The 19881-nt window shown below is 71.1% G+C and carries 20 protein-coding genes; 7 read left to right on the top strand and 13 right to left on the bottom strand.

Features of this window, described 5'->3' with window-relative positions; translation table 11 throughout:
- Nucleotides 1–66 precede the first annotated feature (66 nt).
- From AB0L64_RS13555 to AB0L64_RS13545, 3 genes are all read right to left on the bottom strand, one after another.
- Nucleotides 67–888, bottom strand: a complete 822-nt coding sequence (locus AB0L64_RS13555; protein ID WP_363710435.1) for a biotin--[acetyl-CoA-carboxylase] ligase — start codon at nucleotides 886–888, stop codon at nucleotides 67–69.
- A complete protein-coding gene (locus AB0L64_RS13550) occupies nucleotides 888–3515 on the bottom strand; it encodes a phosphoenolpyruvate carboxylase (RefSeq protein ID WP_363710434.1) in 2628 nt (875 codons plus the stop codon). Before AB0L64_RS13550 ends, AB0L64_RS13555 begins: the two co-directional genes overlap by 1 nt.
- A 111-nt stretch (nucleotides 3516–3626) precedes the next feature.
- Nucleotides 3627–4253, bottom strand: a complete 627-nt coding sequence (locus AB0L64_RS13545) for a TetR/AcrR family transcriptional regulator (protein WP_363710433.1) — start codon at nucleotides 4251–4253, stop codon at nucleotides 3627–3629.
- Between the two features lie 230 nt (nucleotides 4254–4483).
- On the opposite strand from AB0L64_RS13545, the gene AB0L64_RS13540 reads away from it, so the two are divergent.
- Nucleotides 4484–4966: an SCP2 sterol-binding domain-containing protein gene (locus tag AB0L64_RS13540; protein WP_363710432.1), complete on the top strand. Its 483-nt coding sequence runs from the start codon at nucleotides 4484–4486 to the stop codon at nucleotides 4964–4966.
- Here AB0L64_RS13540 and AB0L64_RS13535 read toward each other — a convergent pair whose 3' ends face one another.
- Nucleotides 4967–6319: a hypothetical protein gene (locus AB0L64_RS13535; protein WP_363710431.1), complete on the bottom strand. Its 1353-nt coding sequence runs from the start codon at nucleotides 6317–6319 to the stop codon at nucleotides 4967–4969.
- A 90-nt stretch (nucleotides 6320–6409) separates the two neighbouring features.
- Here AB0L64_RS13535 and AB0L64_RS13530 point away from each other — a divergent pair, with 90 nt between their 5' ends.
- Both AB0L64_RS13530 and AB0L64_RS13525 read left to right on the top strand, forming a co-directional pair.
- Nucleotides 6410–7987 carry an acyl-CoA carboxylase subunit beta gene (locus AB0L64_RS13530; RefSeq protein WP_363710430.1) on the top strand — a complete coding sequence of 526 codons (1578 nt, stop codon included), beginning with the start codon at nucleotides 6410–6412 and terminating at the stop codon, nucleotides 7985–7987.
- Nucleotides 7984–8187 carry an acyl-CoA carboxylase subunit epsilon gene (locus tag AB0L64_RS13525; protein WP_363710429.1) on the top strand — a complete coding sequence of 68 codons (204 nt, stop codon included), beginning with the start codon at nucleotides 7984–7986 and terminating at the stop codon, nucleotides 8185–8187. Before AB0L64_RS13530 ends, AB0L64_RS13525 begins: the two co-directional genes overlap by 4 nt.
- Nucleotides 8188–8329: 142 nt before the next feature.
- Here the strand turns inward: AB0L64_RS13525 and AB0L64_RS13520 are convergent, their stop codons facing one another.
- The gene (locus AB0L64_RS13520; RefSeq protein WP_363710428.1) at nucleotides 8330–9520 is read right to left on the bottom strand and encodes a Maf family nucleotide pyrophosphatase; all 1191 of its coding nucleotides are present in this window, start codon (nucleotides 9518–9520) and stop codon (nucleotides 8330–8332) included.
- The gene (locus AB0L64_RS13515) at nucleotides 9517–11208 is read right to left on the bottom strand and encodes a DUF885 domain-containing protein (RefSeq protein ID WP_363710427.1); all 1692 of its coding nucleotides are present in this window, start codon (nucleotides 11206–11208) and stop codon (nucleotides 9517–9519) included. The genes AB0L64_RS13520 and AB0L64_RS13515 overlap by 4 nt, the downstream gene beginning before the upstream one ends.
- A gap of 387 nt (nucleotides 11209–11595) precedes the next feature.
- Between AB0L64_RS13515 and AB0L64_RS13510 the strand changes: the two genes are divergently transcribed.
- Nucleotides 11596–12636, top strand: a complete 1041-nt coding sequence (locus tag AB0L64_RS13510; protein ID WP_363710426.1) for a neutral zinc metallopeptidase — start codon at nucleotides 11596–11598, stop codon at nucleotides 12634–12636.
- On the opposite strand, the gene AB0L64_RS13505 is transcribed toward AB0L64_RS13510, so the two are convergent.
- Nucleotides 12629–12955 (bottom strand): MmcQ/YjbR family DNA-binding protein, encoded by a 327-nt coding sequence (locus AB0L64_RS13505; RefSeq protein WP_363710425.1) that lies wholly within the window; start codon nucleotides 12953–12955, stop codon nucleotides 12629–12631. The two genes, AB0L64_RS13510 and AB0L64_RS13505, sit on opposite strands and share 8 nt — an antisense overlap.
- 2 nt (nucleotides 12956–12957) lie before the next feature.
- Nucleotides 12958–14373 (bottom strand): MFS transporter, encoded by a 1416-nt coding sequence (locus AB0L64_RS13500; RefSeq protein WP_363710424.1) that lies wholly within the window; start codon nucleotides 14371–14373, stop codon nucleotides 12958–12960.
- A gap of 92 nt (nucleotides 14374–14465) precedes the next feature.
- Between AB0L64_RS13500 and AB0L64_RS13495 the strand changes: the two genes are divergently transcribed.
- The 3 genes from AB0L64_RS13495 to AB0L64_RS13485 all read left to right on the top strand — a co-directional run bounded on the left by AB0L64_RS13495 (nucleotide 14466) and on the right by AB0L64_RS13485 (nucleotide 15696).
- Nucleotides 14466–15017, top strand: a complete 552-nt coding sequence (locus tag AB0L64_RS13495; protein ID WP_363710423.1) for a TetR/AcrR family transcriptional regulator — start codon at nucleotides 14466–14468, stop codon at nucleotides 15015–15017.
- Nucleotides 15018–15094: 77 nt separating this feature from the next.
- Nucleotides 15095–15283, top strand: a complete 189-nt coding sequence (locus AB0L64_RS13490; RefSeq protein ID WP_359935139.1) for a hypothetical protein — start codon at nucleotides 15095–15097, stop codon at nucleotides 15281–15283.
- Between the two features lie 14 nt (nucleotides 15284–15297).
- The gene (locus AB0L64_RS13485; protein ID WP_363710422.1) at nucleotides 15298–15696 is read left to right on the top strand and encodes a type II toxin-antitoxin system VapC family toxin; all 399 of its coding nucleotides are present in this window, start codon (nucleotides 15298–15300) and stop codon (nucleotides 15694–15696) included.
- A 28-nt stretch (nucleotides 15697–15724) separates the two neighbouring features.
- Here AB0L64_RS13485 and AB0L64_RS13480 read toward each other — a convergent pair whose 3' ends face one another.
- The 5 genes from AB0L64_RS13480 to AB0L64_RS13460 are packed head-to-tail and all read right to left on the bottom strand — an operon-like array spanning nucleotide 15725 to nucleotide 19867.
- On the bottom strand, nucleotides 15725–16273 hold the full coding sequence (locus AB0L64_RS13480; RefSeq protein WP_363710421.1) for a hypothetical protein: 549 nt from the start codon (nucleotides 16271–16273) through the stop codon (nucleotides 15725–15727).
- Nucleotides 16270–17583, bottom strand: coding sequence for a DUF58 domain-containing protein (locus tag AB0L64_RS13475; protein WP_363710420.1), 1314 nt, complete (start codon nucleotides 17581–17583; stop codon nucleotides 16270–16272). The genes AB0L64_RS13480 and AB0L64_RS13475 overlap by 4 nt, the downstream gene beginning before the upstream one ends.
- On the bottom strand, nucleotides 17580–18569 hold the full coding sequence (locus AB0L64_RS13470) for a MoxR family ATPase (protein ID WP_363710419.1): 990 nt from the start codon (nucleotides 18567–18569) through the stop codon (nucleotides 17580–17582). The genes AB0L64_RS13475 and AB0L64_RS13470 overlap by 4 nt, the downstream gene beginning before the upstream one ends.
- 9 nt (nucleotides 18570–18578) lie before the next feature.
- Nucleotides 18579–19166, bottom strand: a complete 588-nt coding sequence (locus AB0L64_RS13465) for a hypothetical protein (RefSeq protein ID WP_363710418.1) — start codon at nucleotides 19164–19166, stop codon at nucleotides 18579–18581.
- Nucleotides 19163–19867, bottom strand: coding sequence for a DUF4129 domain-containing protein (locus AB0L64_RS13460; protein WP_363710417.1), 705 nt, complete (start codon nucleotides 19865–19867; stop codon nucleotides 19163–19165). The genes AB0L64_RS13465 and AB0L64_RS13460 overlap by 4 nt, the downstream gene beginning before the upstream one ends.
- Nucleotides 19868–19881 lie beyond the last annotated feature (14 nt).

Raw genomic sequence — 19881 nt, 5'->3', positions numbered from 1 at the left:
GGCTACTGGTCGCCATACTCCTCGGCTACGGCGTCATCGAAACCCTGATCACCGCAGCCAAGATCTTCACCGAGTAGCGCCGCCGGTAGGGCGACGTAGGTGAGTGACGTCGCCTGCTGCCAGCGGGCGTGGGCCGTCGGGGGTCTCGACGATGAGGCGGCCGTCGTCGGCAAGGTCGCGGGCGGTGCCTTCGAGGAAGGTGCCGTCGGGCAACTCCACGCGGACCGCCTGTCCCAGGGTTGCCGACAACGCGCGGTATTCCGGAAGTACGACCGACGGATCGCCGGCGGCGTCGACCCAGGACTGATAGCGACCAGCGAGCTCGCGCAGTACTGCCGCCATGACAGTGGCTCGATCGGTCGTGGTCGCCTCCTCGAGAGCCAGGGACGTGGCGGCCTCGTGGGGCTTCTCGTCGGAGCGGAGCGTCACGTTCAAGCCGATGCCGACGACCGCGGCACCGTCGACCCGCTCCAGCAGGATGCCGGCGAGCTTGCGGTCCTCGACCAGCACGTCGTTCGGCCACTTCACCTGTGCCGGGACCTCGGCAACCCGTCGTACGGCGGCTGCAACGGCCAGCGGCACAAGGAGACCCAGCCACGGCCAGCGCGCGGCATCGACCGCAACAGGACGCAGCAGCACAGACATCAGCAACGCAGACCGCGGTGGAGTGGTCCACGTCCGCCCCAGCCGTCCGCGCCCGGACGACTGGTACTCCGCGGCAACGACCAACCCTTCGGGCTGACCGGCAGCGGCCGCAGCCGCCACGACAGCGTTCGTCGACGGCGTCTCCGCGAGTACGTCGATCTGCGTCCACAGCGCACCGGGACGCACCAGCCGCCCCCGCAGGAACTTCTCGTCCAGCGGGGGCCGGTCCAGGTCGCTGAACATCAGCCGGTGTTCTGCAGACCGGCGGCGACACCCGAAACGGTCAGCAACAGCAACCGGCGGGTGCGGACGATCTGCTCCTCGTCCAGTGAGTCGTCGGTCCTCAGCGTCCGCAACGCCCGCAGCTGCAGGTAGCTGAGCGCGTCGACGTACGGGTTGCGCAGCTCGACCGCACGGCCCAGCACCCGCCGCCCTTGCAGCAAACGCTCCTGGCCGAGCACCTTGAGCACCCACTCGGTCGTCAGCTCATGCTCGTCGAGCATCTGCTGCGTGAGCTCGGGCCGGTCGCCCAGCTCCAGGTAGCGGCCGAGGATGCGCCGGTCTGTCTTGGCCAGCGACATCTCCGCGTTCTCCAGCATCACCTGGAACAGCGGCCAGTTCTGGTTCGCGTCGCGCAGCAGGTCGACGTCACCGACCGCGGCGAGCGCCGTACCGAGACCGAACCAGCCGGGGGCGTTCACGCGGGCCTGGGACCACGCGAAGACCCACGGGATCGCCCGGAGGTCCTCCAGCGACGACACCGCGACACCCCGGCGCGCCGGGCGCGATCCGAGCGGCAGCTGCCCCAGCTCCTCCAGCGGCGTCACGGTGCTGAACCACTCCGCGAACCCGTCCGCCTTCACCAGCCGGTGGTACGCCGTCCGCGCGGCCTCGTCGAGCGTCTTCTCCATCACCGAGAACCGCTCGGCGGCCACCGCGGCCCGCTCCTCGACGGCCGGGGTCGAGGCCAGCAGCGTCGCTGCCGTCACCTGCTCGATGTGCCGCTGCGCGATCGCCGCGTTCCCGTACCGGGCCGGGATCGCCTCGCCCTGCTCGGTGAGCTTGAACCGCCCGGCCACCGATCCAGGAGCCTGCGCAAGGACGGCGCGGTTCGCGGGGCCGCCGCCCCGCCCCAGTGCGCCGCCCCGGCCGTGGAACAGCGTCAGCCGGATCGCGTTGCGCTGCGCCCACGCGGTGATCCGCGCCTGCGCGTCGTACAGCGCCAGCGTCGCCGAGACCGGGCCGACGTCCTTGGCGGAGTCGGAGTACCCGAGCATGACCTCGAAACGCCGGTCGTTCGCGGTGAGCCGGTGCCGGACCCGGGTGAGCTGGATCGCGTTGTCGAGCACCTCGACCGAGTTCTGCAGGTCCTCGCCGGTCTCGAACAGCGGTACGACGTCGAGCTCGATCGGCCGCCCGTCGAGCGCCGCGTCGGCCAGCTCGTACACGGCCGCCAGGTCGCCCGCGTTGCGCGTGAACGACACGACGTACCGGCGGCAGGCCTCGGGGCCGAAGCGCTGCTGGATCTGCGCGATCACCCGCAGCGTCGCGAGCACTTCCTCCGTCTGGTCGGACAGCTCGCCGCCGCCGAGCACCTCCTCCAGCGCCTTGGCGTGCACCGAGGAGTGCTGACGGATCTCCAGCTCGGCCAAGTGGAACCCGAACGAGTTCACCTGCCAGATCAGCTGCTGCAGCTCGCCGAACGCCTGGCGCGGAGCACCCGCGGTCACCAGCGAGTCCTGCAGGACCTTGAGCTCGTGCAGGAAGTCGGCGGCCCGCGGATACCCGAAGTCCGCGTCGCGGGACCGGGTCGCGGCCAGCCGGCGAGCAGCCAGCAGCAGGAGCTGCCGGTGCGGCTCGGCCGGGGAGCGGGTCTCGATGTCGGTGATCAGCTCCGGGTTGACCGCCCGCGCGTCTTCCAGGATGCGGCGCACCGGGGCCGACGGCGGCGTGGTCGCGGCGTCCAGGGTCAGCGCGCGGCCGAGCGCCTCGGTGGCCTGCTCCAGTGCGCGGAGCACGTGGTCGGCCTGGATCTGCATCGCCTCGCGGGTGATCGCGGCGGTGACATTCGGGTTGCCGTCGCGGTCGCCGCCGATCCACGACCCGAGGTGGACGAACGGCGCCACCACGGGCGTCCGCGTCCCGGCCGCGTCACCGGCCAGCGCGTCGTCGAGGCGCCGGTACACGTTGCCGACGACGGTGAACAGGGTCTCCTCGAACACCGCCATCGCCGACCGCACCTCGTCCAGCGGGGACGGGCGGCTGGTGCGCAGCTGCGACGTACGCCACAGGACGTCGACCTGCTCGACCAGGCGGCGACGGTTCTCGGCCAGGTCGCTGTCGCCGGCCCGCGGGTCGTGCCGCTCGTCGAGCAGCGACGTGATCCGGCGGATCGTCGCGAGCACGGCGCGGCGCCGGGCCTCGGTCGGGTGCGCGGTCAGCACCGGGCGGAACTCCAGGCCGTTCAGCAGGGCGCGGGCCTGCTGCTCGCCGCTGTCGCGGGAGATCTGCTCGACGGCCTGGGCCAGCTCCGACACGACGGCCTCGCTGCCGGCCCGGTCGCGCTCCCGCAGGACCCGCGCCCGGTGCAGCTCCTCGCTGAGGTTCGTCAGGTGGAAGTAGCAGGTGAACGCCCGGGCAACGTCCTCGGCGCGCTCATGCGGCCAGGACGCGACCAGCTCCTCGGCCGCGGCGCCGTCGCCGGCGATGGTCAGCTCGCGCAGTTTCTCGACGTCGTCGAGCAGCGGCTGACCGGCGTACTCGACCAGGACCTTGCCGAGGATCTCGCCGAGCAGGCGGACGTCGGCCCTGAGTTCTTCAGGCACCTCGAACCGCGCGCGGGTACGGGTCTCACTACCGGTCTCGCTCACGTTCGCCCACCCTATCGGCGGACGCCCGTCCACGCTGCCGAGTCCGCCCACTGGAAGCCGATCGTGACCGGTTGTTCAGCTACTTCACAGTATGTACGCCGGACAGGTCCGTCAGACGCTGCCGAATCCGCCGCCGACGACCTGGGAGACGGTCCGGGCCAGCTCGGCCGGGGTGCGGGTGGTCCCGTCGATGACGAGCATCCGCGCGCACGCCTCGGTCATCGAGGCGAGCAACTCGGCCAGGACCGGGAGGTTCGCGTCCGGGTCCGTGACGCCGGGCAACGACTGCAGCAGGGTGAGTCGCAGGCTCTCGACCAGGAACGCCCGGGCGGCACGGACCCGCTCCGAGACGACGGGAGCGGCGCCGTACTGCGCACCGAACACGATCCGCCAGGACTGCGGATTCTTCTGCACCGCGGTCAGGAAGGCGGTCAGTCCTTCCAGGACGTGCTCATCGGGGGTGCCGACAGTCGGGTCGGCCGGGAGCGCGGACACGATCGAGATGACCAGATGCTGCTCCTCGCGGGCCAGCAGGGCGAGCAGCAGCTCGTCGCGGTTCGCGAACGAGTCGTAGACCACCGGTTTCGTGACGCCGGCCGCGTCCGCCACCGACTGCATCGTCGTGCCGGCGTACCCCTTGGCGTTGAAGACCTCGAGCGCGGCGTCCAGAATCATCGGCCGGCGGCGCTCAGGGCCGAGATGCCGCGCGCGCCGGCGTTTCTCAGCATCCTCGACCACTTGACAAACCTACCTCATCGTAGGAAATTCCTACGGTCTGGTAGGAACACTCGCCGGACAGGCTTCGAGTGATTGCGGTGCCCAGGTGCGTGCATCGGGGTGCTTGGTCAGTGGCCTCGATGCGGAGCATCGTGGGCGCTGGTCCAAGTGCCGCGAGGTGCGTGCCTGGGCGCCGCAAGCGCCGAAGGATGTCCGGCGAGTGTTCCTTCGAACTGCCGCGGGGGTGGTCGATGACCGAGCGAGGCAGTGCCGGCTGGCTCGAGTCCGCGGGCATCACCGCCCTGGACGCGAGCGAGCTCGCCCGGCTGGTCGACCGGACGTCGGAGCGGGAGCTTCGGCATCGACTCATCGGGGGAGTACGAGAGATCGCGTTGCGCGAGATCTTTCGCCGGATGCCGGAGTACCTCCGACCCGCCCGGGCCGCCGGGTTCGACGCTGTGATCAGCTGGCAGATCACCGGCGCGGGCGGGGCCGGTCGTCCGGACGCGGTCGACGAGTACTGGACCCGCGTCCATGACGGCCGGTGCAAGCTGGTGCCCCGGAGGTCCACTCCCCCGGACATCTCGATCCGCACCGACCCCACCACGCTGCTGCGGATCGTCACCGGCAACGAGGACCCGGTCGTGGCCGTTCTCAAACAGCGCCTCACCGTCCGCGGCGACCTGGCCCAGGCCGCCCGCCTGCCCAAACTCTTCAGCGCGGGCCCGGCCTAGTCACCGGGTCAGGCCGTCGGATCCTCCGGTCCGCGGGCGGGTGGCGCCTTCGTCGGGACGCCGCGCTTCGCCGGAGTGGATGCGGCGCAGCGGCGGGATCGCGGGATCGGCCGCGAACGCCGCCGGGCCGGCCTGCTCGCGGTTCAGGGCCGTGCCGTTGGGGTTGGGCGGCTGCTGCTCGAAGGTGCGGACAGCTGCCAGAGTCCGGTCGCCGAGGGTGGCGCCGTACAGCTCCGCCTGGCGGCTCACGTTCGCGCCGTCGGCCTGCCAGCCGGTGACCAGCGCCGGGAGTTCGTCGAAGCCCTCGGCCAACATGGTGGCGGTCGCGGCGGCGGCCGCCGGACGGCTCGCGGCTGGGATGGACGAGGCCGTCACCATCGTCTGTGCGGCGGCGGTCGTCGCGGCAGCGGGTGAGGTCACCTGGGCGGCGGTGAGATCGGTCTGGATGCCGGCGTGGTGCTCCACCCTGGACACGAGGTGCTCGGCAACGATCCCGCGGACGTCCTCGAGGCGCGGTTCGGCCGAGCGCTGCCAGTAGTCGATGTCCGCCAGGAACCCGTTCAGCTTGCCCAGCTCCTCGGTGGCCATCTTGCTGGCGTCGTCGATCGTCCCCGCGCCGCCGGTGACGTCCTCGCGCCGGTTCTCCAACTCCTCGGTGAACTCCCGCTGCTTGGCCTCCCGGATGTCCCGGGTGGCGAAGCCGGCTTCGATGCTCCGGGCAAGGTGCCGGCGGATCCCCGGCTGCTGCTCGGCCGGCAGCCGCTGGTAGTCGAGCCGGTCGTCCAGGAGCATTCCCGCGGCCGCGTACGCCGCCCCGCCGTGGCCCTCGGCAACGAGTTTCCGCAGGACGTCCTCCTCCCGGGTCGCGGTCCGGGCGCCGATCGCGATCGCCATCGCCCGGGCCGCCGCAACGTCTCCTTCGAGCTGCGGCAGCGCGAACCGTCCGAGGTCGTCCGGCCGTCCGTCCGTGAACAGGTCCGCGACGAGCCGCGGCGTCGCGTTGGCGGCGTACGCCCGGCTGACGGCCCCGGCCAGCCGGTCCCGCGCCCCGGCGTCGACGGGCGGCGGCAGCGACGGGTCCGGCTCGAGGGAGTCCGCACACAGCGCGACCAGTTCGGTCAGCCCGGCGCGGGCGTCCTCGCGCCGGTCGTACCAGCGGCCGTCCTGGCGGTTCGAGACCACCCGGAGCGTCGTCGCCAGCCGTCCCGGCAGGTCCAGGTTGTCGGCGAGCGGCTGGAGCATCTCCACGTGCCCCGCGCTCAGCTCGGGCGGCCGTCCCGAAGCGACACCGTCGACGGTGTCCCTCTCGACGAGCCGGATCACCTGCTGGACGAGTCTGTCGACGGCAGCCACGCCGGAAACCTATCCCCGGAGCGGTTCAGTCAGGGGTCTGCGAGCGAGGTCACAAGCGGTACGGCGTACTGGCGCGTAGGCTGCCCATTCATGGGAGAGACCGTGAACATCCACACCACCGCCGGGAAGATCGCGGACCTCGAGCACCGGCTCGACGAGGCCGTGCACGCCGGGTCGGAGCGCGCGGTGGAGAAGCAGCACGCGCGCGGCAAGAAGACCGCCCGCGAGCGGATCGAGCTGCTGCTGGACGAGGGCTCCTTCTCCGAGCTGGACGAGTTCGCCCGGCACCGGTCGACGAGCTTCGGCCTGGACGGGAACCGCCCGTACGGCGACGGCGTGGTGACCGGGTTCGGCACCATCGACGGCCGTCAGGTGTGCGTGTTCGCGCAGGACTTCACCGTCTTCGGCGGCAGTCTCGGCGAGGTCTTCGGCGAGAAGATCGTCAAGGTGATGGACCTGGCGATGAAGATCGGCTGCCCGCTGATCGGCATCAACGACTCCGGCGGCGCCCGGATCCAGGAGGGCGTGGTCTCGCTCGGCCTGTACGGCGAGATCTTCCGGCGCAACGTCCGTGCGTCGGGCGTGATCCCGCAGATCTCCCTCATCATGGGCCCGTGCGCGGGCGGCGCGGTCTACTCCCCCGCGGTCACCGACTTCACGGTCATGGTCGACGAGTCGTCGTACATGTTCATCACCGGCCCGGACGTGATCAAGACCGTCACCGGCGAGGACGTCACCCAGGAGGAGCTCGGCGGCGCCCGGACGCACAACACCAAGTCCGGCAACGCGCACTACCTCGGCTCCGACGAGGAGGACGCGATCGAGTGGGTGAAGGCGCTCGTCGGTCACCTGCCACAGAACAACCTCGAGGACCCGCCGGTGTACGACGCGCCCGCGGACCTGGAGCCGACCGAGACCGACCTGGCGCTCGACACCCTGGTCCCGGACTCGCCGAACCAGCCGTACGACATGCACACCGCGATCGAGGCGGTCGTCGACGACGGCGACTTCCTCGAGGTGCAGACGCTGTTCGCGCCGAACATGATCGTCGGCTTCGGCCGGGTCGAGGGCCGTCCGGTCGGCGTGGTCGCGAACCAGCCGATGCAGTTCGCCGGCACCCTCGACATCGACGCCTCCGAGAAGGCGGCCCGGTTCGTCCGCACCTGCGACGCGTTCAACCTGCCGATCCTCACCTTCGTCGACGTGCCCGGCTTCCTGCCCGGCACCGACCAGGAGTGGAACGGCATCATCCGCCGCGGCGCCAAGCTGATCTACGCCTACGCCGAGGCAACCGTCCCGATGATCACCGTGATCACCCGCAAGGCCTACGGCGGCGCGTACGACGTGATGGGCTCGAAGCACCTCGGCGCGGACATGAACATCGCCTGGCCGACCGCACAGATCGCGGTGATGGGCGCCCAGGGCGCGGTGAACATCCTCTACCGCCGCGAACTGTCCGGCTCCGAGGACCCCGACACCCGCCGGCAGCAACTGATCACCGAGTACGAGGACCACCTCGCGAACCCGTACATCGCCGCCGAACGCGGCTACATCGACGCGGTGATCAAACCCAGCGAAACCCGCGCCGAAATCGTCCGCGCCCTCCGCCTCCTCCGCACCAAACGAGACACCCTGCCCCCCAAGAAGCATGGGAATATTCCGCTGTGAGCGACATCGTGAAGATCGTCAAGGGCGACCCGACGCCTGAAGAACTCGCGGCCCTGATCACCGTGATCGCCGCCCGCGCCGCCGCACCGGCCGCCGAGCCGGAAACCGACCGAGCCAGCAACTGGTCGACGTACTGGCGCAACGCCCGCACCCCGTTCCACCCGGGCCCGGGCCAGTGGCGCGCCTCGGCGCACCCGTGACCCGGACGCCCGTCACTCACCACGTCGCGGCGAGACGCCCTTAGCGGCACCCGCTGAGCGTGCGGCGCGCCCAGCGCCGCCAGTTAGTGAGTGGTGGGCGTCCGCCCCCGCGCGGGCACTCGTCCACGGGCGAACCCCGCGGTCAGGTACGACGGAACCGCACGACCGGATACACCGGCGCGTCTCCCGTGTTGCGGGTCGGCCCAACGAAACTCGTCGCGCCGTCCAGGACGAGGCCGTAGCGCGCTGCGGTGGCGACCAGGTGGCTGAGGGCGTCCTGGGAGCGGGTGTCGTCGGGGGTGCGGCTGTCGGCGTAGCGGCCGGCGTCGGACTTTTCGGTGGTGGTGACGAAGACGCCGTCGGTGCGGAGAACGCGGGCGACCTCGGCGATCACAGGGTCGCTGTCGTCGAGCAGGTGCAGGAGCCAGACCGCGACGACCGCGTCACAACGGCGGTCGGCGACCGGGAGGCGGGCCGCGTCGGCGGCGGCGACGTGCCCGGGGAGTCGGACTCGCGCGTGGCGCAGCATCGCGGTGGACAGGTCGACGCCGTGCACCAAGTTGCCGAGAGCAACCAGTTCGGCGCCGACGATCCCGGTCCCGACCGCGAGCTCCAGAACCCGTCCGCCCTTCGGCAACAGCGAATCGACCGCGCGGGCAGCCGCCTCCGCGCGCACAAACCCGCCCCGCGTCTCGTCGTACGACGACGCCACGGTCTCGTCGTAGCTGTACGGCTGCTGTGTCTTCCACAGCTCCGGCCAGGACATCCCGACCTCGATCAGCATCCGGCGCAGCAACGGGAGCGAGAGGCCGACGACGTTGTGGTAATCGCCCTCGATCGCGGTCACGAACGGGCCGCCGAGGCCGTCGACCGTGAAGGCTCCGGCGACGACGAGCGGCTCGCCGGTGGCGACGTACGCGTCGATCTCCTCGTCGGTCAGGTCCGCGAACTCGACCTTCGTGGACGACAGCTCCCGCAACTCCTGCTTGCCGGCGGTGTCGATCAGGCAGTGCCCGGTGTGCAGTACGCCGCTGCGCCCGCGCATCATCCGCCAGCGCTCGCGGGCGATGTCCGGCGTCTCGGGCTTGCCGTACGGCTCCCCGTCGAACTCGAGAACCGAGTCGCAGCCGAGCACGGTCGCGTGGTCCGTCAGGTTCGCGACGACCGCGCGGGCCTTCAGCGTCGCGAGCAGGCGGGCGAGCTCGCCGGGGTTCTCCGCGGTGACGTGGTCCTCGTCGACGCCGGAGACGATCACCTCCGGCTCGATCCCCGCGGCCCGCAGTGTCTTCAACCTGGCCGGCGACGCCGACGCCAGGACGAACCGGGGGCTCACAGCTTCGCCATCGCGCGTCGCAGCGGGTCCAGGCCGATCGATCCCAGGTTCAGCGCGCCGGAGTGGAACGCCCGCAGGTCGAACGCGGAACCCTTGCGCTGCTTGGCTTCCTCACGCGCCTGCAGCCAGATCCGTTCGCCGACCTTGTACGCCGGCGCCTGGCCCGGCCACCCGAGGTACCGGTTCAGCTCGGCCTGCAGGAACTCGGTCTCCATCCGGCAGTGCGCCCGCAGGAACTCGAACCCGAGATCGGCGGTCCACCGCTCGCCCGGCCGCCAGCCGAACGGGTTGTCCCGCGGCACCTCCAGCTCCAGGTGCATGCCGATGTCGACGATCACCCGCGCCGCGCGGAAACCTTGCGCGTCCAGCATGCCGAACCGAGCGCCCGGGTCCTCGAGGTAGCCGAGCTCCTCCATCAGGCGCTCGGCGTACAGCGCCCAGCCCTCGCCGTGGCCCGAGACCCAGCAGGCCAGCCGCTGCCAGCGGTTCAGCAGGTCGGTGCGCAGCATCGTCTGCGCGACCTGGAGGTGATGCCCGGGCACGCCCTCGTGGTAGACCGTGGTGACCTCACGCCAGGTGGCGAACGTGTCCAGGCCGTTCGGGACCGCCCACCACATCCGGCCCGGCCGCGTGGTCAGGTCCTCGCTCGGCTGCGTGTAGTAGATCGAGCCGTCCGAGGTCGGCGCGATCATGCACTCCAGCCGGCGGATCTCGTCGGCGATGTCGAAGTGGGTGCCGGCCAGCTCGGCGACGGCGGTGTCGGACAGCTCCTGCATCCAGCCCCGGAAGGCTTCCTTGCCGTGGATCGTCCGCGCCGGGTCGGCGTCCAGCAGGGCCGCGGTCGCCTCGATGGTCCGGTCGCCGCCGTTCAGCCCGGCCGCGATGTCCTGCATCGCCGACTCGATCCGGGCCAGCTCCGCCCAGCCCCACGCGTACGTCTCCTCGAGGTCGACCGCGGCGCCGAGGAAGCTCCGCGACGCCAGCTCGTACACCTCCCGGCCGCATGCGTCGCGCTGCGGCGCGCGCGGCGCGAGGTCGCTGGTCAGCCAGGCGCCGAACTGGTCGAAGGCCTTCCGCGCCGCGGCGGCCGCGGCTTCCACGGTCGGCTTGACCGCGTCGTCCGGCGCCTGCGCGGCCAGGCTGCCGAAGAAGTCGTCGCTGTCGGCACCGGTCCAGCTGGCGATCCGGTCGGCCAGCCCGGTCACCTGGCGGACGGCCGAGACCCGCCCCTGGTCGGCCTGCTCGAGCAGCGTGTCGCGGTATCCGTCGAGCGCCGTACCGATCTGGTTGAGCCGGATCGCGACGATCTCCCAGTCCTGCGGGGTCGCGGTCGGCATCAGGTCGAACACCTGCCGCAAGCCCACCGGCACCGAGGCGATCGAGTTCAGCTGGTGCTGCGGTACGCCGGCCTGGTAACGCTCGAACTCCAGGCCGAGGCGCTCCACGAAGGCGTCCTTCGCGACCTCCTCGCGCGGACTCCTCGGCTCGATCGACGCGGCCTCGGCGAGCGACCCGCGGGTCAGCTCGATGCGGGCCGCGAACCCAGCAGGTGTGAAGTCCGGCAGCTCGTGGTCGTGGCCGGTGATGCCCAGCTCGGTGGCCAGCAGCGGGTCGAGCGCGATCTCCTGCTCGAGGTGCCGCTCGGCGAGTTGGTCGATCGGGCTGTTCGGCGTACTGACATCGGTCACACGCCGACCCTACCCGCCGAGGGTCGGCGGGGCTGACCTGTTTGTTGCCGATACTGTGGCGGTCGCTGAATGCCAGCACGAGGGACGAGAGGAACGGCGTTGAGCCAGCCACCCTACGGGCCGCCCGGCCAGAACCCGCCGTACCAGCAGGGCCCGCCCCCGGGGCAATACGGTCCGCCGCCGCAGGGTCCTCCGCCCGGTCAGTACGGTCCGCCGCCGCAGGGTCAGTACGGCGGTCCGCCCCCTGGTCAGTACGGCGGTCCGCCGCAGTACAGCTCGCCGCCGCAGCAGCAGGGGCCTGGGTTCGGCTGGGGTCCGAGCTTCGGTCCGGGCGGTCCTGGTGGCCCCGGCCGCCCTGGTGGTCCGGGTGGTCCGGGTGGTCCTGGCATGGGGTGGCAGCCGCAGCAGCCGCGGAAGAAGTCGAAGGCGCCGCTGATCGCGATCCTGACGATCGTCGGGATCGCCGTCGTCGGCGGCACGATCATCGGTCTGGTGCGGAAGGCAACCACCGACGTCACCACGCCGCCGGTCACCCCGTCGCGGTACACACCGGAGCCGACCACGCCGTCCGAGTCCCCGACCGAGGAGCCCACCGGGTCGCCGACCGAAGAGCCGACGACCACCGAGCCCACCACGACCGAGCCGACCACGACCGAGCCGACCACGACGGAGACGTCGAGCACGCCGAACAAGGCGTCGGACGCGGTCGTGGTCGGCAAGAACGCGCTCTACAAGGTCGGCCAGATGCGGACGGTCAACTGCAAGGAGCCGAAGGCCCGGCCGACGAACGCGAGCGGCGCGGCCGCCTACTGGGCCGCGATCAAGCCGTGCCTGGACAGGTCCTGGGCGCCGCTGGTGGCGAAGGCCGGCTACAAGTTCACCGCGCCGCGGATGACGTACTGGTCCGGGTCGTCGATGTCTACCCCGTGCGGCGACGGCCCGGTCGCCGTACCGTTCTACTGCTCGGGCAACCACATGATGTACATGAAGGTGGACGTCTTCGTGAAGGCGTACACCCAGTACCCGGGTGATCCGATCGGTCAGGCGTACGCGCGGATGTGGTACAGCCGGTCGATCGCCCACGAGTACGGCCACAGCGTGCAGTTCATGACCGGCATCCTGCAGGCGTCCAGCAACCTGCGCTACGAGCAGCCGGACTACGAGGGCCGGACCCGGATGACGCGCCGGATGGAGCTGCAGGCGAACTGCTTCGCCGGCGTCTTCCTGGCTGCGAACAAGCGCAGCTACCCGATCAACGGGAACCTGCTGTACGTCTGGAAGAAGTACGTCGTCACCGCGGGCGACAAGCCCGAAGAGGGCGACCACGGAAGTGTGGCCAGTCAGGCGCGGTTCATGGGGAAGTCGTTCAACACGGCCAACCCGGCCAGCTGCAACACCTTCTCGGCCTCACCGGCCAACGTCAGCTGACGAGTCCCGGCGGCGCGACCTGCCGCCAGGAGTCGACGAGGATGTCGTGCAGTTCGTCGGCGTCCTCGAGTGCGTCGAGGCGGGCTCGAACCCAGTTCGAGCCCGCCTCGTGTTTCGGCACCCAGAACTTCTCCGGCTCCGCGGCGATCAACTCGTCCCGCTCCAGCCGCGGACACCGCACCGCGAACGACGTCTGGTCGTCCGGCACCGTCACGAACATCCGCCCCGCCACGTCGAACGTCGGATGCCCCCACCGCTGCTTCTCCACGGTCCCGGGGAAGGACAGCGCAATCCGTCGTACGTCATCAGCGTCCAGCACGCTCACACTCTAGAGCGCGCACGCCCCGGCAGCAGGAGCGCGACGAGGGTGCCGGCGGCGACGATGGCGGCCCCGGTCCAGACGGCGGGGACCAGGCCGGCGGCGTACTGGGTCGGGGACTCGTAGGAGCCGGAGGACGCGAAGACGGAGGCGAGTACGGCGACGCCCATCGCGACACCGACCTCGCGGATCGTGTTGTTGGTGCCGGAGGCGACGCCGCGGTCGGCGTCGGAGGCACTGGCCATCACCACGCTCGCGGACGGGGCGAAGGTCAGGCCCATGCCGATCCCGGCGAGGACGAACGGTACGACCATGTCGCCGTACTGCGTCGTCGCCGTGGTGATCAGCGCGATCCACCCGAGCCCGACGGCCAGCAGCGCCTGCCCCGCGACGATCAGCGTGCGCGGACCGACCCGGTCGACGATCAGGCCGGCGATCGGCGCGACGACGAGCGGCGCCGCGGTCCACGGCAGCGTCCGGACGCCGGACTGGAACGGCGTGTACCCCTGCACCACCTGGAAGAACTGCGCCAGCAGGAACACCGCACCGAACACCCCGACCGCGAACGTGAACGCCACCACGTTCACCACGCTGAACGAACGGACCGAGAACAACCGCAGCGGCAGCATCGGCGCCGGCGTACGGCGCTCCCAGCCGAGGAACGCTGCCAGCAGCACACCGCCCGCGACCAACGAGCCCAGCACGCCGGCGGAGGTCCACCCGTCGTCGGCCCCGTGCACGACACCCCAGACCACGGACAGCACACCGGAGGTCGCCAGCACGAGCCCGGCCAGGTCGAGCCGCTTCGCCGCACCCCGGGACTCGGTCAGCACCCGCGCGGCCAGTACGACGGCGATCGCGCCGATCGGAACGTTCAGCCAGAAGATCCACTGCCAGTTCAGGCCGTCGACAACGGCCCCGCCGACCACCGGGCCGACCGCGATCCCGAGGCCGGAGATGCCGCCCCAGATGCCGATCGCGGCGCTGCGCAGCTTCTCCGGTACGGCGCCCGCGAGCAGCGTCAGCGACAGCGGCATCACGGCCGCGGCGCCGATGCCCTGGATCGCGCGGGCCCCGATCAGCATCCACGGTTCGCCGGCCAGCGCACACGCGGCCGATGCGAGCGTGAACAGCGCGATCCCGGCCAGGAACACGCGCCGCCGGCCGAGCCGGTCACCGATCGCGGCCGCGGTCAGCAGCAGCGCGGCGAACGCGAGCGTGTAGGCGTTCACGAACCACTGCAGGTCCGACAGCGACGCGCCCAGCTCGGACTTGATCACCGGCAGCGCGTTCGTCACCACCAGGTTGTCCAGCGTGACCATGAACGTCGGGATCCCCACCGCGGCGAGCACCACACCGAGCCCACGGCGCTGCGGTACCGCCGCTACTTCCCTCTCGTCGAGAGCGGTCGAGGTCATCTCGTACTCCTAGTTGTAATTGACTGATAACAAGCTTGATCACGAGAGTATGCATCGACTGATAACATGTCAAGGGAACGGAAGGAGCAGGTATGACGACGAAGGTCCGGCTGACCGCCAAGGAGCGCGGCGACGAGGTGCTGCGGGCCGCGGTGCAGGCGTTCGCCGCGTCCGGGTACGAGGGCACCAAGACCGACGAGATCGCGCGTCTGGCCGGGGTCTCGCAGCCGTACGTGATCCGGCTGTTCGGGACCAAGCAGCAGCTGTTCCTCGCCGCGCTGCACAGCGTCTGCGGGCGGATCGAGGAGATCTTCCGCGAGGCCGCGGCCGAGACGCCGGAGCTGAGCGCGCTGGGCCACAACTACAAGCGGCTGCTGTCCGAGCGCGAACTCCTGCTCGTCCTCCTGCACGGCTTCTCGGCCAGCGGCGACCCGGCCATCGGCGACTGCGTCCGCGACCGCTTCGGCCGCATCTACACCCTGGTCCGCGACCTCACCGGCGCCTCACCGCAGGAGGCCCGCGAGTTCCTCTCCGCGGGCATGCTGATGACCGTCATGGCCGCGATGCAGGTCCTCGGCCCCGACCCCATCCCGATGCCCTGGGCCGAGGAGATCACCAGCACCTTCGGCCAGGACGCTCCTTAGTCGCGGCCGTCGCTGCGCCGACCTGTCCGACATGCGTGGGATATTCTTGGAGCAGTAGTCGACATTGGAGGTGCGCCGTGACTGCTGACAACGCTGAACACTCCGGCCGATCGCGCGCGGCCGCGTCCGTCGACGAACTCTTCCGCGAGACTGCTCCGGTGCGGTCCGCCGAGGATCTCGCCGCCGACGGCGTGTTCGATGACGACGGAGAGCTGCGCGAGTTCCTCGCCGACCTGAGCACGATGCGCCGGGCCGACGTCGCGTGACCCTACGCAGGATCGTGCTGGACACCGATGTTGCCTCTCTGAGCATCAAGAACACGCTTCCACCTGCGTTGCTTCGCGAGCTGCTGGGTGCTCAGGTCGGCATCACGTTCGTCACCCTGGGAGAGCTGAGTCGCTGGGCCCACCTTCGCAACTGGGGGCCTTCCAAGGTCGCCGGGCTCGAGGCCTGGCTCAGCACCCGTCCAACGCTGCCATACACCGAAGCTGTGGCTCGGCGGTGGGGTGAGATCTCCGCTTATGCCACCAGGCGCGGCCGTCCACGCCCTCAGAACGACAGCTGGATCGCGGCATGCTGCCTGGTTTATGACTTGCCGCTGGCAACGCTCAACGTCAAGGACTTCATCGACTTCGCCGAGTACGAGGGTCTACGGATCGTGGGACACGAGGACCACTAGTTTGCCGACGGCGCACTCCTGACGTCGCTTAGTCGCGGCCGAGTGTCTGGCCGGCCGTGAACCAGATGGTGGTGGCGGTGAGGGTGATGGCGGCGACTGTCACCAGGAGCGAGCCTGGTACGTCGGCGCCTCGGATCAGCGCGGTCGCGACGGCGACGGCGGGTGTCAGCACGACGGCGATTGCCCCGGGCAACCACCAGCGGCGGAGGGCGGCTCGGTGGACGCGGGCGTACGACGGCATCTGGCCGGCGAAGGCGGCCGCCAGGTGGACGACGACGAGGGCGGCCGCGGTGACGACGAGGCCCCAGCTCGGCGCGGCGGGTCCACGCAGCAGCCAGCCGAGTGCCACCACGAACAGGAAGATCATCCCGGCCAGCGAGTCGGGCAGGACGACCGTGCCGACCAGCAGCACCGCACCGGCGATCGGAACCAGATCCGCCTGATCCCACGGCTGCACCGCAGGTACGACGAGCGCGACGATCCCCGCCACCGCGATCACCATCCGGGCCACCAGCACACCGCGCCCCGCCGCCCGCAACTGCGCGAGCCACAGCGTAATTTGCTCGTCGGCGGTCATGAGCGGATCCTTGGGGCCGCAGACAGGCGGGAGGCGTCGCGCAGGACCTCGTCGAGGGTGCCGGCGCCTTGCCAGCGGACGGTCGGTACGCCGAGGTCGCTGAGGCGGTCGAGGTCGCGGCGGCGTTCGAGCAGCCGGACGCGCCAGGCGAGCGGCCAGGTGCGGGCGTCGTGCGCGTCGAGATCCATGATCGAGGCGACGTCCGGCGGCAGCGTGTCGACGGCGATCACCGTGCAGCCGGAGTGCACGAGCGTGACGACGTACCCGAGGATCGTCGGCCTCAGCAGCGGACTGAGGACGAGCACCAGGCTGTCCGAACGGATTCGGTTGCGCCGCGCCAACTGCTCCTCGTCCTGCTGCCGGCCGCGCTGGTCCGCGTGCACCAGCGTGTCCAGGATCCGCCGCAGATGCCCGCGGCCGCTGCCCGACCGCACGCCGCGGAACAGGCTCCCGGTGTCGATCAGCCGCACCCGGTCGCCGTTGCGCAGGTAGTGCTCGGCGATCGCGGCGGCGCCCCGGACGGCGGTGTCGAGACTCGAGGAGCGCCCGTCGATCCCTTCGCTGATCCCGATCTCGCCGCCGGTGTCGACCAGGATCACCACCTCGGTGTCGCGGTCCGACCACGTCGACGTGACGTGCAGTTCCTGCGTCCGCGCGGACACCGCCCAGTTGATCCGCCGCAACCGGTCACCGGTCCGGAACGGCCGGACACCGGCCAGTTCCGTCCCTTCTCCGGGCCGTCGCGACCGGTGCAGCCCGACCAGCCCGGCCGGCCGCGGTACGGCGTCCACCGCCGCGAACCCCTCACGCAACGGCAGGGTCGTCACCGCCAGCGTCTCGGCCGAGGTCACCTGGATCCGGTACGCCCCGACCGTCGACGTCGCCGCGACCGTTGGCCGATCCAACGAGCGCAGGCCCCACCGCTTCGACCGGACGCCGACCTCGAGCCGCACCGCACCGTGCGTCACCGGTTCGGCGATCGCGGCCTGCGGCGGGTCGAACTGGAACCACGCCGCCCGCGGCAGCGCGGCCACGATCAGATCGATGTCCGGATCCACGGATCCCGAACTCGACGGCGTGACACGCAGCCGGTACGTCGTCCCCTGCCCTTCGAACAGCACGTCGGCGTCCAGCTCGGTGTGCACCTCGGGCCGCTCCCGAGGGCGGAAGAACCGGCCCCACGCCGCCAGGAACGCCAGCGGCAAGCCGAACACGGCGGCATCCGGTCGCCGCAGCAGGACGGCGGCGGTGAGCAGCACCGCAGCGACGCAGATCGCCCGGATCTGCGCGTGCGTCGGCCGCCAACTCATGCGCGGGCGACGGCCGGGCCCGACACGGTGGGCGGCGCCGCGACCGAGCCGAGGACCGCCCGGACGACCGTGGCGCCGGTGACCTCGTGCAGCCAGAGCTCTGGCCGCACGGTGATCCGGTGCGCCAGCGCGGCCACCGCGACCGCCTTCACGTCCTCCGGTACGACGTAGTCGCGGCCATGGATCACGGCGTACGCGCGTGCCGTCAGCAGCAACGCCAGCGAGCCACGGGGCGACGCACCGACCAGCACCTGAGAGTCGCGGCGGGTCGCGGTGGCGAGGTCCACGCAGTACTGACCGACCGTGTCGTCCACCGTCACCGTCTCGACGGCACGCTGCGCCGCGAGCAGCCCCTCGGCGTCCGTGACCGCCTCGACCGACTGGTCCTCGCGACGGCGGCTCATCCGCCGGCGCAGCACCTCCCACTCCTCCGCGGGGCTCGGGTACCCGAAGCCGATCCGCAGCATGAACCGGTCGAGCTGCGCCTCCGGCAACGGGTAGGTGCCCTCGTACTCCACCGGGTTCGCGGTGGCGAGCACGTGGAACGGGCTGGGCAGCGGGAACGTCTGCCCCTCGACCGTGACCTGGTGCTCCTGCATCGACTCGAGCAACGCTGCCTGTGTCTTCGGCGGCGTCCGGTTGATCTCGTCGGCCAGCAGCAGGCCGGTGAAGATCGGACCCGGGCGGAAGACGAACTCCGACTCCTTCTGGTCGTACACGAACGCGCCGGTCACGTCCGACGGCAGCAGGTCCGGCGTGAACTGCACGCGCCGGAACTCCAGCCCGAGCGCCTGCGCGAACGACCGCGCGGCCAGCGTCTTCGCCAGGCCCGGGTAGTCCTCGAGCAGCACGTGGCCGCCGGCCAGGATGCCCGCCAGCACCAGCTCCAGCGCCTCGGCCTTCCCGACCACGGCCTGGCTGACCCGCTCCAGCACCTGCCGGCTCAGTGCGGACACCTCACCGAGTGTCAACTCCGCCTCAGTCACTGCTATCCCTCACAGGTTCTCGATGGTGTGGATCGCGTACTCGATCTCGTCGAGGGACGCGGTGCGCTTGTCGTCGTCGGTCATCAACAGCCAGAGTCGGTCGCCGGTGATCGCCCGGGCGCGCTCCGGCTCGAGCTCGGGGTTCACGCCGTGCCGGTGCACCAGACGGTCGGTGGCCAGCTCCAGCAGCAGCGGCTGGATCCGGCGCTGGAAGGTCCGCGATCCCTCGCCGGCGCGTCGCTCGCGGCCCGACTCCAGCAGCCAGGTGGCGACGAACTGCGTGCGGTTGTCGGTGTTCCGGGCGCGGAGCACGGCCAGCTTGTCGTCGTTCCGGCCGGGCCAGCTCGTCTCCAGGATCTGCGGCACCACCAGCCGGATCGCCAGCGACGCCACCGCGATCGCGATCCCCGTCGCCACGAACCACAACGGCCGCGGCGCCATGCCGGCGGCGCTGAAGATCCCGACGAACAGCAGGCTCGCCAGCACCGCCAGCCCGAGATGCTGCACGAGCAGCTTGCTCGGCCACAGCCGCCGCTTCGGCTTGACCTCCGGCGGCGGCCCCTTCTCCTCCAGGGGAGACCAGCGGTACGACGTCATCGGGCAGCCTCGCCTACGGTGAGCTCCTCGCGCAGTCGCAGCAGTGCCGCGCGGGCCTCCCAACGCGCCGGTTCGCTCGAGCCATGCGTGGAGTACCGGGCCTCGCGATACAACTCGCCGAGCCGGACCAGCTGCTGCTCGGAGATCCCGCCGACTCCGAGCACTCGTACGGTGAACTCGGCCGGTGTCTCGGACGGATCCCGCGGTACGCCGGCCGACGCGGCCGCCTGCTCCAGCGCGACCCAGCACGCGATGACCGAGTCCGTCGCCGTACCGCTGTCGATGCGGGCCAGCCCGGTGTCGACCGCCTCGGCCAGCCGCTCGGTCTTCATCCGCTCCCAGTCGGGCTCGTCCGGCTCCAGGTGCGGCAGGCGGACCCGGCGCAGGATCCGGACGATCACCACGATCACGAACGCCACTACCGCGGCGATCACCAGGTAGACCACGGCCTGCCACAGCGACAGCACCCACCCGGGCGTCCTGCCCGGCGGGATCGTGAGCACCGGCGTCGGCTGCGACTGCGGCGGCGGGGTCGCGTTGAGCGACCGGGTCGGCAGCGGGCGCGGGCTCGCGCTCAACGTGCTGTCGCTGACCGGGCGCACCGGCCCGCTCGCGGAGGCGAGCACGACGAAGCCGGCCATCACAACCCCCACGAGCAGCACGGCGACCACCGCGAGCGCACCCCGACGCTGCGTCTGCATCTCGGCAGGCTACC

Origin of the sequence: Kribbella sp. NPDC051936 (genome assembly GCF_040680955.1) — a bacterium.
Classification (GTDB): Bacteria; Actinomycetota; Actinomycetes; order Propionibacteriales; family Kribbellaceae; genus Kribbella.
Note: the sequence above shows the minus strand (reverse complement) of the source record. Positions and strands in the feature narration are given on the sequence as shown.

What these genes read in the sequence shown, in the direction of transcription:
- AB0L64_RS13540 (WP_363710432.1), top strand. Translation starts at nt 4,484, where the DNA reads ATGACCGAGCGAGGCAGTGCCGGCTGGCTCGAGTCCGCGGGCATCACC.
- AB0L64_RS13530 (WP_363710430.1), top strand. Translation starts at nt 6,410, where the DNA reads ATGGGAGAGACCGTGAACATCCACACCACCGCCGGGAAGATCGCGGAC.
- AB0L64_RS13465 (WP_363710418.1), bottom strand. Translation starts at nt 19,166, where the DNA reads ATGACGTCGTACCGCTGGTCTCCCCTGGAGGAGAAGGGGCCGCCGCCG.
- AB0L64_RS13460 (WP_363710417.1), bottom strand. Translation starts at nt 19,867, where the DNA reads ATGCAGACGCAGCGTCGGGGTGCGCTCGCGGTGGTCGCCGTGCTGCTC.
- AB0L64_RS13495 (WP_363710423.1), top strand. Translation starts at nt 14,466, where the DNA reads ATGACGACGAAGGTCCGGCTGACCGCCAAGGAGCGCGGCGACGAGGTG.
- AB0L64_RS13510 (WP_363710426.1), top strand. Translation starts at nt 11,596, where the DNA reads ATGGGGTGGCAGCCGCAGCAGCCGCGGAAGAAGTCGAAGGCGCCGCTG.
- AB0L64_RS13500 (WP_363710424.1), bottom strand. Translation starts at nt 14,373, where the DNA reads ATGACCTCGACCGCTCTCGACGAGAGGGAAGTAGCGGCGGTACCGCAG.
- AB0L64_RS13475 (WP_363710420.1), bottom strand. Translation starts at nt 17,583, where the DNA reads ATGAGTTGGCGGCCGACGCACGCGCAGATCCGGGCGATCTGCGTCGCT.
- AB0L64_RS13555 (WP_363710435.1), bottom strand. Translation starts at nt 888, where the DNA reads ATGTTCAGCGACCTGGACCGGCCCCCGCTGGACGAGAAGTTCCTGCGG.
- AB0L64_RS13480 (WP_363710421.1), bottom strand. Translation starts at nt 16,273, where the DNA reads ATGACCGCCGACGAGCAAATTACGCTGTGGCTCGCGCAGTTGCGGGCG.